Origin of the sequence: Flavobacterium panacis, from assembly GCF_024649945.1 — a bacterium.
Classification (GTDB): Bacteria; Bacteroidota; Bacteroidia; order Flavobacteriales; family Flavobacteriaceae; genus Flavobacterium; species Flavobacterium panacis.
The window spans coordinates 133,461-150,499 of record NZ_JANKMS010000002.1 but is presented as its reverse complement, the minus strand read 5'-3'; the positions used below and the strand labels follow the sequence as shown (position 1 = coordinate 150,499).

The following is a 17,039-nucleotide window of genomic DNA, read 5'->3' as shown; positions in this document are numbered from 1 at the left end:
AAATATGAAAAAAGTACTAACACTAACAGCAGTACTTGCCTTGTCAATTTTTGCTTCTTGTAAAAAAGAAACAACGACGACAGAGCCAGTACAAATTACACCAAATCCACCGAAAGAAGCTGAGCTGGTTGAGCCTGCGGGAGATCAATGTTACGCTTGGAGATCAAACGGAAGCATTATAGAAATGAGTTTTAATGTAAATTCACATCAAGAAGTAAACGGAAAACTAAGTTATAATTTAGTTGGAAAAGATAAAAATGAAGGAAGTCTGATCGGAAACATGAAAGGAGATACCTTAATTGCCGATTATACTTTTAGTTCTGAGGGAGTTTCGTCTGTAAGAGAAGTTGCTTTTCTTCAAAAAGATGGTGCGTTCATCGAAGGTTACGGCGATGTTGTGGAGGCAAATGACAAAGTTTCTTTTAAAGATAAAACCAAACTGAAATTTGATGCAAAAAATACGTTGACAAAAGTCGATTGTAAAGTAGAATAAATGAAAGTGACTATGAAGTTAAAATCCATTCGTTTGGGGGCGAATGGATTTTTTTTATGTTTATTATTTTTTGATTTTATTCAAGTATTCGCTAGAATCTCCATTCCAATAACATTTTAAGCAACGGCCGCTTTCAAACTTGTGGATACAATTTTCATAGCCATATAATAAATGAGCGCATTCAGGACATAAATTCTTCATCTTAGATGTTTCTTTATAAAACTCACTTTGACATTCATCACAAATAATTAATGAAGATTTATCTGGTGTCATAATCTTAAAAACTGAAAACTGTGACTGCGACTGAAAACTAAACTAAAGATTCTTCAAATAAGTCTTTCTCTGACAGTGAATGGTCGGATCAAAATTTTTCCAAAGTAAATGAATAGCGTTGTTTTCTAATAATTCTGGAGTTCTAATACATTTCTGGATTCCTTTAGCAGAAAAAGTCTTGTAATATTCGTCAAAAATAATAGCCGTTACACCTTTGTTTTGATATTCAGGACGAACTCCTATCAAATAGAAAACCACATCTTTACTGTGTTTTTTTGCTTTTAATAATTGAAGAAAACCAAAAGGAAATAATTTTCCCTTTATTTTCTGTAAAGCCTCAACAAAACTAGGCATTACAATACTAAAAGCGACTAGATTATCATCTTTGTCAACCACAAATTTAATATACTCAGGATTTATAAAACTGATGTATTTCTTTTTAAAATATTCCTTTTGAACATCAGAAATAGCTACAAATGAAGCCAGTTTCTCATAAGATTCATTAAACAAATCAAACATTTTGTCCACATGAGGCATAATGTCTTTTGTTTTGGTAAAATTAAGCGCTTTTAAGCCGTAACGTTTTTTTATTAATTCTTGAGCTTTTTGGAAGAATTCCGGTTTTACGTTTGAGAAAGGAAATATACTTTCGATATATTGTTTTTCAACTTGAAATCCTAATTGCTCTAAGTGCGTTACATAATATGGATGATTATACCAAGTAATCATAGTTCCAACTTGATCGTAACCTTCTGTAAGAACTCCAACTTTATCTAAATTCGAAAATCCCATTGGACCTTCGGCATGTTCTAGATTGTGTTTTCTTCCCAATTCAAAAACTTTTTCCAATAAAGCTTTTGTCACTTCAATATCATCAATTACATCAAACCAGCCAAAACGTACTTTTCGTTTATGCTGATTGTTTACTTCAGACCAGTTTATAATTGCGGTGATACGACCTACAATTTTATTGTCTCTGTAAGCCAAATAGAAATAAGCTTCAGCATTATCAAAAGCAGGGTTTTTGGTTTTATCAAATGACTCTAATTCATCAGCAATAATTGGCGGTACCCAATATGGACTGTCTTTATAAAGTGAAAAAGGAAATTTGATATATTCCGTTAATTCTTTTTTGCTTTTAGCTTCTTTAATTGTGATCATTAATATGGTATTGAGTGTCTCTTTTGTAGAGTTTTTGGGTTATTAATTTTATTCGTATTTAGATTTACGTCTTCTTTCTTTTTCCTGATAATCGACACTTTTTTCATTGTCCATATTCTTTTTGGCTCTGGCATCGTTTTTAGCTTCGATTACTTTTTCTTTGTACCATCCGTCGTAACGCCATGATATACCAACTCCTCCGTATAATATTGATGGAGTATTCTTAAAATTTGTACTTATCGAAGCATCGACCTGCATGTTGGAAGAAAGAAGATAAGCAGCACCACCACGAAGAATTGAATCGCTATAGAAATCGCTTTTATATCCTTGATTTTCAACAAAACCAGACCATTTGTCGTTGAATCCGTGGGTCAAAGTTAATACATATCCGTAACTTGGGTAGTCAGTACCAATATAATCTGCAATAATATTGGTTACAAAAACCCATGATCCACCACCAAATAAGTTTTGAGTAATCAAAGAAACTTTAGGAGAAATGGCGCCATCTGGTGAAAAATAATATGGATTTTGGGCTCCAACAAAATTGGCTCCCGCAAAAACAGAAACAGCCGGAATCAACTCACGCCATTGGAAATTTCGATTGGCTTTGTAGCTGTAAATATTAACTTCTTTTTTATAGTTTTTATAAGGATCATAAATAAGATATTTAGCTCCTAAAACAGTTTGTCTGAAATTGTTTTTCTTGTAGCTGGTATAAGGTGTGTCAAAATTTTCCATTTGATACTGCAAATCAAGAACAAATTCTAATTTTTCAAGAAAAGCACCATATCTCAGTGTTAAATCAGTACCAAAACCGCTGGCATCATAATCTAATAAATCGTGTTTTTCTTTAATGCCGTAAACACCAAGTTCGGCCTGAATTACTGATTTTCCGACTCCATATGCCGACATGGTTTCGCCTGGACGATTTGAATTAATGACATCAGTATATTGTGCAAAAAACAGTTGTGGAATAAAAAAAAGTACCGGGGCGAGTAAGTTTTTAATTTTAAACATATAATTTTTTTTGGGTTAAAATATAATAACGCATATCAAATGTACATATTTTATTATTTATTTAAGATTCATATTTTATTTTTAAGCAACGGATTTATTAATTTTGAAAAAAAATTATAGTTATGCAAGAAGCGTCATTTTCAGGTTTGTTTAAAACCATCATGTGGGTTATAGCTTTTTATTACATTTTTAAATTCTTAGCTAGAATCTTTTTGCCAGTATTGGTTAAAAAGGCTGTAGAAAATGCTAGTGAGAATTTTCAAAGACAACAACAGCAATATAATCAGGGGAATACATATCACAATAATCAGAATACAAATAATAATGATGAAATAATCATTAATACTGCTAATGCTAAAAACCCACGCGAAACCAAAAAAGTGGGAGAGTATGTTGATTACGAAGAAATAGATTAGATTTGTGTCCTGAAAATTTAGGATTCATTTTAACCCAAACCAGCCAAAATTGAAAATAGTAAATAAGTTCTATCCGCATGCCCTTGTTATACTGGGCTTTATTCTTGTTTCATTAATTTATTTTTATCCAGTTCTACAAGGAAAGCAGATTTTCCAGTCAGATATTGCTCAATACACCGGAATGGCAAAAGAGCAAAATGACTTTAGAGCGATGGAAAATGCAGAACCTTATTGGACCAATTCTGCTTTTGGTGGTATGCCGACTTATCAGCTTGGGGCAAATTATCCGTATGATTTTGTGGGTAAAATAGATGACGTTCTTCGTTTTCTGCCACGTCCTGCAGATTATTTATTTTTATATTTCTTTGGATTTTATGGTTTGTTACTGGTTTTAAAAACCGATCCATTAAAGGCTTTTATCGGAGCCATTGCATTTGGTTTTTCAACTTATATGATCATCATTTTAGGAGTTGGCCATAATGCAAAAGCGCATGCTATTGCCTATATGCCTTTGGTAATTGCTGGATTTATACTCGTCTTTCAGAAAAAATACATTTGGGGAGGTTTGCTCACTATGTTTGCAGTGGCATTAGAAGTGAATGCCAACCACTTTCAAATGACCTATTATTTATTGATTTTCTTATTGATACTTTCAGGTTATTATGCTTTTGAATTTATTAAAAACAAAGAATACAAACCTTTATTAATTTCAATCGGAACTTTAATCGTTGCCGGAATTTTTGCAATTGGAGCCAATGCTGGAAATTTATTAGCGACTAGCGAGTACGCTAAATACAGTATAAGAGACAAAAGTGAGCTGACTTTTAATCCGGATGGATCAAAAAATGAAACTACTGCCTCTATGACAACCGATTATATTACGGAATATAGTTACGGTATAGCGGAAAGTTTAAATTTAATTGCTCCAAGAATATTTGGAGGATCAAGTCATGAAAATGTAGGTACAGATAGTCGTATGTATGCTTTCATGTTAGAAAAAGGAGTTCCGGAAGGACAAGCTAAAGACTTTGTTTCTGGAATACCAACCTATTGGGGAGATCAGCCAATAGTATCTGCACCAGCTTATATTGGAGCAGTTGTTTTCTTTTTAGCTGTTTTAGCTTTATTTATTGATGAAAGAAAAATCAAATACGTATTCTTATCAGGTGCTTTATTTACATTGGTACTTTCTTGGGGAAAAAATTTCTCTTTACTGACAAACTTTTTTATAGAGCACGTTCCAATGTATGACAAGTTTAGAGCTGTTTCTTCTATTCAGGTTATTTTAGAGCTATGTTTTCCTGTCTTGGCTGTTATGGGATTACAGTCCTTTTTTAAAGCTAAAGATGAACTTAAATTGCAACAGAAAGCACTGGTTCAAACAGGGGTTTTTGGTTTAGGAATACTTTTTATTTTGTTGATTGCTAAAAGCTTCTTTCACTTTACAGGAGTAAGTGATCAATATTTCATGGAAAGTTACGGACCAGATTTCGTTGATGCATTAAAAGAAGATCGAGTAACGATGTATTATGCAGATTTATTGAGATCTGGATTTTTAATCGTAGTTACTTTTGTCGTTCTTTGGATGTTTATCAAAAATAGATTTTCTCAGACAACTACATTGATTGTAGTGGGAATTGTAATGATTTTTGATTTGTTTTTTGTAGACAAAAAATACGTTTCGGCAAAAGATTTTGTGAGTCCAGTTCAGATTGCGGCTCCTTTTCAGGAAACGCCCGCTGATTCTCAGATTTTAAAAGATACTTCAATTTATCGTGTTTTTGATCTTCAAGGACAATTGCAGGGAAGATCTTCTTATTTTCATAAAACAATTGGAGGTTACAGTGCTGTAAGACCTAGAAGAATGCAGCAATTGTATGATTATCAAATTGCTAAAAACAATCTTGAAATACTTAATATGTTAAATGTTAAGTATGTAATTCAGGTAGACAAGGAAGGAAATCAAATTCCGACTGTTAATCCAGATGCTAATGGAAATGCTTGGTTTGTAAGTTCTGTAAAACTGGTAAACAAAGCAGATGATGTTATGAAAGCACTGAATACTTTGGATACTAAAAAAGTAGCAGTTTTTAATGTTCATGAACACGAAGGTAAATTCCCTAATGCTCGATTAAAGAAACCTTGGGATACAAGTGGAACAATTAAAGTGGTAGAATACAAGCCAAATTATATCAAATATAAATCGGATAATGCAAAAGACGGTTTGGCTGTTTTTTCTGAAATGTATTATAAAAACGGCTGGAATGCTTATGTAGATGGTCAGTTGACAGATCATTTTCCTGTTGATTATGTATTAAGAGCAATGGAAATTCCAGGTGGAAAACATACTATCGAATTTAAATTTGAACCACAAGTAATAAAAACAGGAGGAACAATTACTTTAATTAGTTCAATCGGAATGTTATTGCTTTTACTTGGAGGTGTTTATTTTGAAAAATTCTTTCGCAAAGATTCACAAAGCAATAACGGAAATACTCAAAAATAAATTTTAAAACTTTGCGAGCACTCCGTGAATATTTCTTTGCGAATCTCTGTGGAACTGAATAAATCCTAAATGGAACAAAAAAAACTTTTAATAATTACCTATTATTTTCCGCCTGCTGGAGGACCAGGTGTACAACGTTGGTTAAAATTTGTAAAATATCTGCCAGAATTCGATGTACAACCTATTGTTTATGTTCCAGAAAATCCGACTTATCCCATTGTTGATGAAGGATTGGTAAGTGAAATATCAGATAAAGTAATTGTTTTAAAGAATAAAATTTGGGAGCCTTATCAATTGGCTTCTATATTTTCAAAAAATAAAACCAAAAAAATCAGTTCTGGGATTTTTCCTCAAAAGAAAAAACAGACTTTTTTAGATAAAACGTTTCTTTGGGTTCGTGGTAATCTTTTTATTCCAGATGCCCGTGTTTTTTGGGTAAAACCATCTGTTTCTTATTTAGAAAAATACATTCGGGAAAATAATATTGATACGATTGTAACTTCTGGACCGCCGCATAGTTTGCATTTAATTGGTTTAGAATTACAACAAAAATTAAAAGTAAAGTGGTTTGCAGATTTCCGCGATCCGTGGACCACAATTGGATATCATAAAGCACTTCGATTATCTTCTTATGCTGAAAAAAAACACAAAAAGTTAGAGCATAAGGTTTTGAATATGGCTGATGAAATTATTGTAACTAGTAAAACTACAAAAACAGAATTTCAAGCCATTACGGATAAGCCAATTACAGTAATTACAAATGGTTATGATGTAGAAACGGTCGAAAAGCAAACCTTAGATACCAAATTTACTCTGGCACATATTGGTTCTTTCTTATCAGATCGAAATCCGCCTTTTCTTTGGGAAGTTTTGGTTGAATTACTGCAAGAAATTCCAGAATTCAAATCTCATTTAGAAATCAAACTAATTGGTGCTGTAAGTCAGGAAGTTTTAGATGCAATAAAGGAACATCAATTAAATGATTATTTGAATTTAGTTGGATATGTTTCCCATAAAGAAGCAGTTGCGCATCAAAGAAAATCTCAGGTTTTACTTTTAATAGAGATTAATTCTGAAGATACTAAAAGTATTATTCCAGGAAAGTTATTTGAATATATGGTTTCAAACCGTCCAATAATTGCCATTGGACCACAAGGTTCTGACTTTGCCGATATTGTAACACAAACCAATACAGGAGTATTTTTTGATTATTCTGAAAAAGCGAAATTAAAAAGTGTAATTTTGGACTTTTTTAATCAGTTTTTAGAAGGGAAATTGCAATCACATGGAATTGGTTTACAGCAGTATTCCCGAAAAAATCTAACCAAACAGTTAGCACAACTGATTAAGAAATAATCAATTGAAAATTTAAATTACACAATCTAAACTCAAGAAATGGGTATTGTCTTAAATCAGTCTTTTAAAAATACTGTAATTACATATATAGGTTTTGGTATCGGAGCCATTAATACACTTTATTTATATCCGATTTTTCTTGGAGCGACTTTCTATGGTTTAACGAACTACATTACTTCCAGTGCAAATGTTATAATGCCGTTGTTTGCCATTGGAATGCAAAATACATTAGTAAAATTCTATTCTCAATATAAAACAGAAGAAGAAAAAAATCGGTTTTTATCCTTCACGGTTTTATTTCCGATCCTGTTAATAATTCCACTGATCTTAATCGGACTTTGTTTCTATGATGAAATTTTGTTCTTTTTGTCAAAAAAGAATGCGATTGTTAAAAGTTATATCTGGTTAATTCCTTTTATAGGCTTAACGATGGCTTATTTTGAAATCTTTTATGCTTGGGCACGCGTTCATATGCATTCTGTTTTTGGTAATTTTATTAAAGAAATCGGTTTACGATTGTTTTCTTTGTTTTTATTGATTGCAGTTTATTATGACGTACTTAGTGTCGAGGGGTTTGTATATGCAACTGCTGTATTGTATTTATTAGCGTTTTTAGTTACGATGTTTTATGCATTTAATATTAAGAAGCCAGTGTTTCAGTTTACAAAACCTGAAAATGCTAAAGATGTATTGGTGTATTCCTTTTATATAATTTTGTCGGGAAGTGTTGCTAATTTACTTTTAGACGGAGATAAAATGATATTGAATCAGTATATGATTATTGACAATATTGCTTTTTATTCTGTTGCGACATATATTGCCTTAGTAATATCGGTTCCGAGTCGTGCGATGCATCAAATCGTATATCCTATTACAGCTAAACTGATGCATGAAAACAAACATGATGAACTAAATCAATTATACAAAAAAACGTCTATCAATCTGCAAATTGTGGGCGGATTTGTAATGCTTTGTATTTTTGTAAATATCGATCAGTTGTACGAATTGGTTCCAAAAGAATATAGTGGAGGAATCCCAGTAGTATTTATGATTGGTCTTTCTAAATACTTTGATTTGATTTTAGGAAATAACAATGCCATTATTTTTAATACAAAATATTACCGTATGGTATTGTATTTAGGTCTAATGCTGGTTGTTTTGACTGTAGTTTTGAATATGATATTTATTCCGATTTTTGGAATTTTTGGTTCTGCATTTGCGACACTTTTATCAATTACTTTATACAGTTTGGCTAAATTGCTTTTTGTAGTTAAAAAGCTTCATTTATATCCTTTTACCAATCAGACTGTTTATTCAATACTTTTGACATTTGCTTTATTTCTGGTATTTTACTTCTGGGAATTTCCATTTTTCCAATTGATCAGTATTGCATTAAAATCTATTTTAGTAACTATTCTGTATGTGTATTTGAATTATAAATTCAAAATTTCTCCAGACATCAATAATGTTATCGATTCTGTTTTTAAGAAGATAGGAATTAAAATCTAATTTTAATTGCAGGAAAAATACTAGTGTTTTAAAAAACTTCTTGTAAGCTCTGGAAAACTGTAAATTTAGTTTTCTTTCTAAATAATCTGGAATTTGTTATCTGTTTGATAATGAATTCTAAAGATTAAAATGCCATTAGATTCCTCGAGATTTCTTCAAACATTATTATAAAAATCTGTCTTTTGCTTTTTACAGATAAAAGTTAAGTAATTGAAAATTAGTTATTAAATAATAAATTTTAACATGTATTTATTTTGTAATTAATTAGATAAAAATTAACTTTAGTCTGAAAATTTAATACTACTTAGAGGAAATTGCAGAATTATTTCTAACAAAATCACTAAATGTAGGTATTTTATTATTATTTAATATTGAGTAGTTTTGCAATAAAATGCGCAAGAAAAAGTTTATGGATTAATGTAGAATTGAATAATTATGAAAGACAACCATCTCAGCCAAGAACAAAGCATGCAAGTATTTTCAAATATGATATCAAACAAAGTTCATAATGGATTTACTTTAGAAGAAAGAAATGATGAATTCCTTTTCGCTGTCTTATCAAAAGGAGGAAAAGTAGTTAATCACAGTTTAAATTTTATGATTTTTTGTTTAACTCTTGGTTTATGGTCATTTGCTTGGCTGTATTTAACCTTTGAGGCTTCAAAACAAAAAAAGATTTTAGTAGCTATCGACGAAGATGGTCTTCCTTTTGAAGAAAGATGCTTGGTAGCATAAAACATTAAAAGAGAAATAAAATAAAAAAGCCCTAAATACAAACTAATCAATTGTATTTAGGGCTTTATTATAAAATACTTTTTATAATTTGTCTTTTAAATAAACGCCAGTTACAGATTCTTTTACTTTTACAATATCTTCAGGAGTTCCCGAAGCTAATAAATGTCCTCCGTTTTCTCCTCCTTCGGGACCTAAATCCAAAATCCAGTCGGCACATTTTATTAAATCCAGATTGTGTTCAATTACGATAATAGAATGTCCTTTTTCTATTAAAGCATCAAAAGAAGCAAGAAGCTTTTTTATATCATGAAAATGAAGTCCCGTTGTTGGTTCATCAAACACAAATAATGCTTTGTCTTTTGTGGCTCCTTTTACTAAAAATGAAGCCAGTTTAATACGTTGTGCTTCACCACCAGAAAGAGTGGAAGAAGATTGTCCTAACTGAACATATCCTAGTCCAACATCCTGAAGCGGTTGTAGTTTTTGAGTAATTTTAGCTTGTTTGTTTTTTTCAAAAAAAGCAATTGCATCATCAATGGTCATAGTCAAAACATCATTGATATTTTGATTGTCAAAAGTAACTTCTAAAATCTCTTTTTTGAATCTTTTTCCACCACAAGTTTCGCAAGGAAGCGAAACATCGGCCATAAAGACCATTTCGACATTTATAGACCCTTCTCCTTTACAAGTTTCGCATCGGCCACCATCAACGTTAAAAGAAAAATGTTTGGCTTGATAACCTCTTATTTTGGATAATTTCTCTTTTGCATATAAATCACGAATATCGTCATACGCTTTGATATACGTTACAGGATTTGATCTCGAACTTCTACCAATCGGATTCTGATCAACATATTCGATATGTTTGATTTGAGAGAACGAACCTTTTAATTCACTGAATTGTCCAGCTTTTTCAGAGGCACTTTCCAGTTTTTTCTGCATGGCAGGAAACAGAATTTTTTTGATCAAAGTACTTTTTCCACTTCCAGAAACACCCGTAACGACAGTTAGGACATCGAGAGGAAAAGTAACATTAATATTCTTTAAATTGTTTTCGCGTGCACCTACAATATCAATATGGTTTTTAAACTTTCTTCTTCTTTTAGGAACAGCAATTTCCAGATTTCCATTAAGATATTGAGCTGTTAGAGAATCTGATTTCAAGATTTCATCATAAGTTCCCTGAGCAACAAGTTTTCCTCCAAAAGTTCCGGCTTCAGGACCTATATCAATAATCATATCGGCAGCTTTCATAATATCTTCGTCATGCTCCACTACAATTACGGTATTTCCTAAATCACGAAGAGAAAGTAATACTTTAATCAGTCTTTCCGAATCTTTAGGATGTAGACCAATACTAGGTTCATCCAAAATATACATGGATCCAACTAAACTACTTCCAAGAGAAGTAGCAAGATTGATACGCTGTGATTCACCTCCCGAAAGTGTTGCGGAATTTCTATTTAGAGTCAGATAATCTAATCCTACTTCGGTTAAAAAAGATAAACGGTTGTTGATTTCAACCATCAAACGTTTGGCAATCTGTTGCTCATAAACATTCAATTCGATGTTTTTAAAGAAAGTAACCAAATGTTTTATTGGAAGATCAACTAGGTCGGAAACTGTTTTTCCATTTATTTTTACATAAGATGCTTCTTCGCGTAGACGTTTGCCTTTACAGACATGACATTTTGTTTTTCCTCTATAACGAGAAAGCATAACACGATTTTGAATCTTATAATTTTTTTCTTCTAATTCTCTAAAGAAATCATTCAATCCCTGAAAATATTGATTTCCAGTCCAGATTAAATCTTTTTGTTCTTCTGTTAATTGAAAATATGGTTTGTGAATTGGAAAGTCAAATTTATAAGCGTGTTTAACCAATTCGTCTTTATACCAGCTCATACTATCGCCGCGCCACGGATAAATAGCACTTTCAAAAACAGATAAAGAAGTATTTGGAACGACTAAATCAGCATCAATCCCGATAATATTTCCATATCCTTCACAAACAGGACAAGCGCCGTAAGGATTGTTAAAGCTAAATAAGTGAACGTTTGGTTCTAAGAAAGTAATTCCATCTAATTCAAAGTTGTTTGAATACGAAAATCTTTTCTCAGCATTTAATTCCTGTAGATAACAAATTCCTTTTCCTTCAAAAAATGCTGTCTGAACAGAATCTGCAAGTCGATTAAAGAATTCTTCTTCCTCTTTTACAACAATACGATCGATAATCAATAAGATATCTTTATTGTCAAATTGATGTAAGTCTGAAGCTGAAAATTCATCTAAACGAATCATTTCATTGTCAACCAGAATACGTGCAAATCCTTGTTGAAGAAGTACTTTTAATTTATCTTCTAATTGTCTTCCTTCTTCAAGATGAATAGGAGCGAGTAGAAGCCATTTGCTGTCAATTGGCAGGCTTTTAACGTCTGCAACAACATCTGTAACAGTGTTCTTTTTGACTTCCTGTCCGGAAACAGGAGAGTAGGTACGACCAATTCTGGCATACAAAAGCTTCATATAATCGTAAATCTCCGTTGATGTTCCAACAGTAGAACGAGCATTGGTTGTATTTACTTTTTGTTCAATTGCAATAGCGGGAGCAATTCCTTTAATGTATTCAACTTTAGGTTTGTCTAAACGGCCTAAAAACTGACGGGCATAAGAAGATAAACTTTCTACATAACGTCTTTGTCCTTCGGCATATAAAGTATCAAATGCTAAACTTGATTTTCCAGATCCTGAAAGTCCGGTTATAACAACAAGTTTATTTCTGGGGATCACAACATCTACATTTTTTAAGTTATGTACTTGTGCTCCTTTTATTATAATATTTGATTTTGGGTCTATCGTAGAAAGATCAATTTGCATAAAAATGTCGGTTTTTACAAAAGTAATCAATTTTGAATTGGATTCTGTTAAGGATATAGTTCCAAATTTTAACTATTTTATCATAAAAACAACAAGTTGGAAAGTGGTTTTCGAACAGAAATTTTGTAAAACTTTATCCTGATTTTAAAAGAATAAAAGTAAAATAGAAGCAATCAAGAAAAATAATTACGTCAGAAAAATAAAATTAGTGAAGAAAAAATTGTAATTTAAATCCAGATTTAAGGATGACTTGAATCATTTAAAGATCAAATTTAAGGTTTGAAAGCTTATTTTTAAAGGGATTTTGCTAATTTCATTGTAGATATTGTTAGCATTTTCTATGTAAAATCTAAGTTTACTTTACTTTAATAAATGTTTTTTTCTTAATTATTAGCAAATTTATTTGCTTTCTAAAACATTTATTTGTTAAATTTGGTCGCAATATTAACACAACTCAAAAAAAAAGATTCGCCTATATAAAAAAACTACTTTTTAGAAAAATTACTCCAAATTTTAAAATTAGAACTAAAAAAGTAGAATTATGGCTGATCTGCATACTCCAGATGCTCTATTAGTGAAAAATTATGTTGACGGCAATGAAGCTGCTTTGGCAACATTAATAAAAAGGCACGAATCTAAAATATATGGTTTCATATATTCTAAGATTGCTGATAGAGATATTTCAAATGATATTTTCCAGGATACATTTATTAAAGTTATTAAAACTTTAAAAAGCAATTCGTACAACGAAGAAGGTAAATTTTTGCCTTGGGTAATGCGTATTTCGCACAATTTGATCGTAGATCATTTTCGCAAAACTAAAAAAATGCCAATGTATAGAGAAACCGAAGAATTTTCGATTTTTTCTATCATGTCAGATGACGCACTAACTATAGAAGGTAAAATGATAGTAGATCAAGTCGAAGTCGATTTGAAAAAGCTTATCGAAGAATTACCTGAGGACCAAAAAGAAGTTTTGGTTATGCGTATGTATCAGGATATGAGCTTCAAAGAAATCTCAGAAATTACAGGCGTTAGTATCAATACCGCGTTAGGAAGAATGCGTTATGCATTAATGAATTTGAGAAAAATAATTGACAAACATCAAATTATTTTAACCAACTAATACTATTTTGGTAATAAGCTCGTTATACTAATATAAAACATTTGATAGTATGGCGAAAATTTACTCAAAAAAAGCATTAGCTTCTAAAAATCTTAAACCTAATAAAGAAGTTGTTTCTTTTCTTTTAAACTACTCTCAAGCTTTGACTGTAGTTAAAGTTGAGGACAAAAGCTTTGAGATTATAGCTAATTAAACAGCCCACTGCTCCTGTCGGATGTTTATTAAAACATGAACCAAATGGTCGTTTTGGTTTGAAAGGCTCACTGTTTGTATATAAAACAAATAGTGAGTTTTTTTTATGTAAAAATATTCCTTAATTTATTTCTTTAGAGAATAATCAGTTAAATTTTTGTTGCGTAAGTTTTTTATATCATTTTTTTATAAGTTTTGTTAAAATTTAATATTTTGACTGGTTTTTGTGTGTTTGTTTAATTTTTAATTTTATTTTAGTTAAAAACTAATTTTTTATTCAGTAAAAAAGCTTTTATTGAATATTTTTCATATTGGTTTGTTTCTGTCGAATTCTAACAATAAATAATAATAAACTAAAAATTAAATATTTAACCCAAATCAGATCATTTATGAAGAAAAACTACCCTACCTTATTTTGTTAAGTTTGTCTATTTGATTTTAAGTAAAAGTATTTGAACCAGAAAATATCTTTTGCTGATATTATAGTTTAAGAAAGTAATTTTTAACCAGTTTAATTGTCTTTCGTAACTATTCTTCAAGAATAAAAGAAAATCATTTAACCACCTCAAAACTTAACCGCAAAATGAAAGAGAACATTAGAATGCTATCCTGCTTATTATTAATAAGCATGACCACGTTTGCCCAAAAAGACCGAATTAAAGAAGCGCAATCTTTGTATGATAAAGGAAAAAGCGAAGAATCTTTAGCTATTTTAACCAAAACCGAATATCTTATCCTTAATGCCCCAGACGAAGATAAATCTGATTACTATTTCTTGAAAGGGAATGTTTTAAAAGATTTAGCTTTAAAGAATGTTGATGCTGCGAATAATTTTACATTGGCATCACAAGCTTACCAAGATGTATTTTTGTATGAAAATGAGTCTGGTAAATTTAAATCTACTGTTAAAGCTAATATGGCCTTAAAAGATATGAAAGCTGGTCTTGTTAAGGGAGCAATGGCTGATTTTAATACCGGAAAATTCAAAGAAAGTGCTGACAAGAGTTATAAAGTATACTTATTCGACAAAAAGGATACTTTGAACTTATTAAACGCTGCAGCCTCATCTATAAATGCAAAAGATTATGGTGCTGCAGTTACCTACTATGAGTTATTGAAAAAGATTAATTTCTCTGGAAAAGGTGTTTTGTATTATGCAACCAATAAGAAAACGAAAGAAGAAGACGTTTTTATTTCACCAAAAGCTAGAGAATCTGCCATTCAGCAAGGATTTTATGAAAAACCAAGAACAGAATCTGTTCCTTCTAAAAAGATTGAAGTTAATAGTAATTTAGCTTTTGCTTATCTGGAGAGAAAAGATTATCAAAAAGCAGAAGCGACTTATAATTATGTTTTAGAGTTAAATCCAGATTACATTGATGCCTATATCAATCTTGCTTATTTGAAATTACAAATTAAAAAAGATTTAGCAGATGAAATATCAGCATTAGGAACTACCAAAGCAGAAATGCAGAAATATGATAAGCTGAATGCCCAAAAAGATGATATTACAAGAAGTGCCATTCCATATCTGAAAAAAGTGCTTGCTATAGAACCTAAAAATGAAGATGCGACGAAAACTTTGTTAGGTGTTTATAGGTCGCTGGATATGACAAACGAATATAATACCTTAAAAGCTGGAAGGTAAATAGTATTAGAAAATTAGAAAATGTGATAATTAGATATTTTGCGACCAATCAATTGATTATCTAATTTTCTAATTGATAAATTGACACATAAAAAAAAGGCACAAAGATTATTTGCTTTGTGTCTTAGTTTTTTTTACAACAGTTGAAACTTTTTCCATTTCTTCAATAAGAGATTTTTTTCCAACCGTTTTGGTGATAATATCTTTTTCCAGATTCCAGCCTCTTGCGGGAGAATATTCGCGTCCGTACCAAATGATTTGTAGATGTAAATCGTTCCATAACTCTCTTGGGAACAATCTTTTTGCATCTTTTTCAGTTTGAGCAACATTTTTTCCGTTAGATAAATTCCATCTGTACATCAATCGGTGAATATGCGTATCAACAGGAAAAGCAGGAACGCCAAAAGCTTGAGACATCACAACACTTGCTGTTTTATGACCAACGGCAGGTAGAGCTTCTAAAGCTTCAAAACTTTCAGGAACTTCTCCGTTATGTTTTTCAATCAAAATCTCAGACAAACCATGAATTCCTTTAGATTTCATTGGTGACAATCCGCAAGGACGAATAATTTCCTTAATTTCTTCCACCGACATTTTAACCATATCGTATGGATTATCCGCTTTTGCAAACAATAACGGGGTAATCTGGTTCACACGCACATCAGTACATTGTGCAGATAATAAAACCGCAATTAAAAGTGTATAAGGATCTTTATGATCAAGCGGGACAGGTATGGTAGGATAGAGTTCTTTTAATTTATCGATAACAAATTGTACACGAGCTTCTTTATTCATTTCGGTGATTTTAGCGTCTGTAAAAATAGTATAATTTTTATCATGTGCCTAATCCAGCTTTCCGTTACAACTCCTCATTGTGGTAGTAACATTTTTAAGTATTTAAAAGAGCTTCCGTTGGTCGCTTTTTAAATACAAAAAATGTAAACTACCACAATTCCGGGGTTTTCACTTCAATCTGGGGCAAAAGAAGTTGGGAATAATAAGTCATGAATTATGAGTTATAAGTTATCTTTGTTAGAAGAAACAATCTAAAATCTAATATCAGAAATCTAAAATAAAAAAGATGACAACATTAAAAGAAGGCGATAAAGCGCCAAATTTTTCAGGAGTAGATCAAGACGGAAAAACACATAAATTAGCCGATTATGCTGGAAAAAAATTAGTAGTTTTCTTTTATCCGAAAGCAAGTACGCCAGGTTGTACGGCAGAAGCTTGCGATTTAAGAGATAATTACCACCGTTTTCAAGCCAATAATTATGAACTTCTAGGTGTAAGTGCCGATAGCCAGAAAGCACAGGAAAAATTCAAAGAAAAATACGAACTGCCATTCCCTTTAATTGCCGACGAAGACAAATCGGTAATCAATGCTTTTGGAGTTTGGGGACCAAAGAAATTCATGGGAAAAGAATACGACGGTATTCATAGAACCACTTTCGTAATCAATGAAAAAGGAATCATCGAAGAAGTAATCGAAAAAGTAAAAACAAAAGAACACGCAGCGCAGATATTGAAATAGTTTTCAGTCGCAGTCGCAGTTTTCAGTCGCAGTTCTTAGAATTGGGCATATTTTAACGCAAAGGGCGCTAAGTTTTTCTAAGCTAAGTTTTACAAAAACGTAAAGATCGCAAAGCTTTGTGTAAATCCAGCTTTGCGATCTTTGTGTTTTTCAGCGTAAACCCAGGCAAAAAAAACTTAGCGTCCTTTGCGTTAAA

The 17,039-nt window shown here is 31.5% G+C and carries 14 protein-coding genes; 10 read left to right on the top strand and 4 right to left on the bottom strand.

The annotated features are described in order from the left end of the window. The first annotated feature begins 4 nt into the window (after positions 1-4). The gene (locus tag NQQ59_RS05580) at positions 5-493 is read left to right on the top strand and encodes a hypothetical protein (RefSeq protein WP_144214666.1); all 489 of its coding nucleotides are present in this window, start codon (positions 5-7) and stop codon (positions 491-493) included. A gap of 315 nt (positions 494-808) precedes the next feature. On the opposite strand, the gene NQQ59_RS05575 is transcribed toward NQQ59_RS05580, so the two are convergent. Together NQQ59_RS05575 and NQQ59_RS05570 are read right to left on the bottom strand one after the other, a co-directional pair. Continuing rightward, complete coding sequence (locus NQQ59_RS05575) at positions 809-1,927, bottom strand: GTP cyclohydrolase (protein ID WP_144214664.1); 1,119 nt, start codon at positions 1,925-1,927, stop codon at positions 809-811. Positions 1,928-1,975: 48 nt separating this feature from the next. Further along, the gene (locus NQQ59_RS05570) at positions 1,976-2,944 is read right to left on the bottom strand and encodes a transporter (protein WP_144214663.1); all 969 of its coding nucleotides are present in this window, start codon (positions 2,942-2,944) and stop codon (positions 1,976-1,978) included. Positions 2,945-3,066: 122 nt separating this feature from the next. Between NQQ59_RS05570 and NQQ59_RS05565 the strand changes: the two genes are divergently transcribed. From NQQ59_RS05565 to NQQ59_RS05545, 5 genes are all read left to right on the top strand, one after another. Continuing rightward, entirely contained in the window at positions 3,067-3,360 is a 294-nt protein-coding gene (locus tag NQQ59_RS05565; protein WP_144214662.1) for a DUF4834 family protein, read from the top strand. A 49-nt stretch (positions 3,361-3,409) separates the two neighbouring features. Next, a complete protein-coding gene (locus NQQ59_RS05560) occupies positions 3,410-5,866 on the top strand; it encodes a YfhO family protein (RefSeq protein ID WP_144214661.1) in 2,457 nt (818 codons plus the stop codon). Positions 5,867-5,935: 69 nt separating this feature from the next. Beyond that, positions 5,936-7,222 carry a glycosyltransferase family 4 protein gene (locus NQQ59_RS05555; RefSeq protein ID WP_144214660.1) on the top strand — a complete coding sequence of 429 codons (1,287 nt, stop codon included), beginning with the start codon at positions 5,936-5,938 and terminating at the stop codon, positions 7,220-7,222. Between the two features lie 39 nt (positions 7,223-7,261). Then, positions 7,262-8,731, top strand: a complete 1,470-nt coding sequence (locus NQQ59_RS05550) for an oligosaccharide flippase family protein (protein ID WP_144214659.1) — start codon at positions 7,262-7,264, stop codon at positions 8,729-8,731. Between the two features lie 435 nt (positions 8,732-9,166). After that, positions 9,167-9,466, top strand: coding sequence for a hypothetical protein (locus NQQ59_RS05545; RefSeq protein ID WP_167365388.1), 300 nt, complete (start codon positions 9,167-9,169; stop codon positions 9,464-9,466). 81 nt (positions 9,467-9,547) lie between these two features. Here NQQ59_RS05545 and uvrA read toward each other — a convergent pair whose 3' ends face one another. Then, positions 9,548-12,343 (bottom strand): excinuclease ABC subunit UvrA, encoded by a 2,796-nt coding sequence (uvrA, locus tag NQQ59_RS05540; protein WP_144214658.1) that lies wholly within the window; start codon positions 12,341-12,343, stop codon positions 9,548-9,550. 541 nt (positions 12,344-12,884) lie between these two features. On the opposite strand from uvrA, the gene NQQ59_RS05535 reads away from it, so the two are divergent. The 3 genes from NQQ59_RS05535 to NQQ59_RS05525 all read left to right on the top strand — a co-directional run bounded on the left by NQQ59_RS05535 (position 12,885) and on the right by NQQ59_RS05525 (position 15,309). Beyond that, a complete protein-coding gene (locus NQQ59_RS05535) occupies positions 12,885-13,469 on the top strand; it encodes an RNA polymerase sigma factor (RefSeq protein ID WP_144214657.1) in 585 nt (194 codons plus the stop codon). Positions 13,470-13,518: 49 nt separating this feature from the next. After that, a complete protein-coding gene (locus tag NQQ59_RS05530; RefSeq protein WP_186296573.1) occupies positions 13,519-13,662 on the top strand; it encodes a hypothetical protein in 144 nt (47 codons plus the stop codon). Positions 13,663-14,244: 582 nt separating this feature from the next. Continuing rightward, positions 14,245-15,309 carry a tetratricopeptide repeat protein gene (locus tag NQQ59_RS05525; RefSeq protein ID WP_144214656.1) on the top strand — a complete coding sequence of 355 codons (1,065 nt, stop codon included), beginning with the start codon at positions 14,245-14,247 and terminating at the stop codon, positions 15,307-15,309. A gap of 108 nt (positions 15,310-15,417) precedes the next feature. Here NQQ59_RS05525 and NQQ59_RS05520 read toward each other — a convergent pair whose 3' ends face one another. Then, positions 15,418-16,104, bottom strand: coding sequence for an endonuclease III domain-containing protein (locus NQQ59_RS05520; RefSeq protein ID WP_144214655.1), 687 nt, complete (start codon positions 16,102-16,104; stop codon positions 15,418-15,420). A 286-nt stretch (positions 16,105-16,390) separates the two neighbouring features. Between NQQ59_RS05520 and bcp the strand changes: the two genes are divergently transcribed. Next, positions 16,391-16,843: a thioredoxin-dependent thiol peroxidase gene (gene bcp, locus NQQ59_RS05515; RefSeq protein ID WP_144214654.1), complete on the top strand. Its 453-nt coding sequence runs from the start codon at positions 16,391-16,393 to the stop codon at positions 16,841-16,843. Positions 16,844-17,039 lie beyond the last annotated feature (196 nt).

What these genes read in the sequence shown, in the direction of transcription:
- NQQ59_RS05575 (WP_144214664.1), bottom strand. Translation starts at nt 1,927, where the DNA reads ATGATCACAATTAAAGAAGCTAAAAGCAAAAAAGAATTAACGGAATAT.
- NQQ59_RS05520 (WP_144214655.1), bottom strand. Translation starts at nt 16,104, where the DNA reads ATGAATAAAGAAGCTCGTGTACAATTTGTTATCGATAAATTAAAAGAA.
- NQQ59_RS05580 (WP_144214666.1), top strand. Translation starts at nt 5, where the DNA reads ATGAAAAAAGTACTAACACTAACAGCAGTACTTGCCTTGTCAATTTTT.
- NQQ59_RS05550 (WP_144214659.1), top strand. Translation starts at nt 7,262, where the DNA reads ATGGGTATTGTCTTAAATCAGTCTTTTAAAAATACTGTAATTACATAT.
- bcp (WP_144214654.1), top strand. Translation starts at nt 16,391, where the DNA reads ATGACAACATTAAAAGAAGGCGATAAAGCGCCAAATTTTTCAGGAGTA.
- NQQ59_RS05525 (WP_144214656.1), top strand. Translation starts at nt 14,245, where the DNA reads ATGAAAGAGAACATTAGAATGCTATCCTGCTTATTATTAATAAGCATG.
- NQQ59_RS05545 (WP_167365388.1), top strand. Translation starts at nt 9,167, where the DNA reads ATGAAAGACAACCATCTCAGCCAAGAACAAAGCATGCAAGTATTTTCA.
- NQQ59_RS05570 (WP_144214663.1), bottom strand. Translation starts at nt 2,944, where the DNA reads ATGTTTAAAATTAAAAACTTACTCGCCCCGGTACTTTTTTTTATTCCA.
- NQQ59_RS05565 (WP_144214662.1), top strand. Translation starts at nt 3,067, where the DNA reads ATGCAAGAAGCGTCATTTTCAGGTTTGTTTAAAACCATCATGTGGGTT.
- NQQ59_RS05530 (WP_186296573.1), top strand. Translation starts at nt 13,519, where the DNA reads ATGGCGAAAATTTACTCAAAAAAAGCATTAGCTTCTAAAAATCTTAAA.
- NQQ59_RS05555 (WP_144214660.1), top strand. Translation starts at nt 5,936, where the DNA reads ATGGAACAAAAAAAACTTTTAATAATTACCTATTATTTTCCGCCTGCT.
- uvrA (WP_144214658.1), bottom strand. Translation starts at nt 12,343, where the DNA reads ATGCAAATTGATCTTTCTACGATAGACCCAAAATCAAATATTATAATA.
- NQQ59_RS05535 (WP_144214657.1), top strand. Translation starts at nt 12,885, where the DNA reads ATGGCTGATCTGCATACTCCAGATGCTCTATTAGTGAAAAATTATGTT.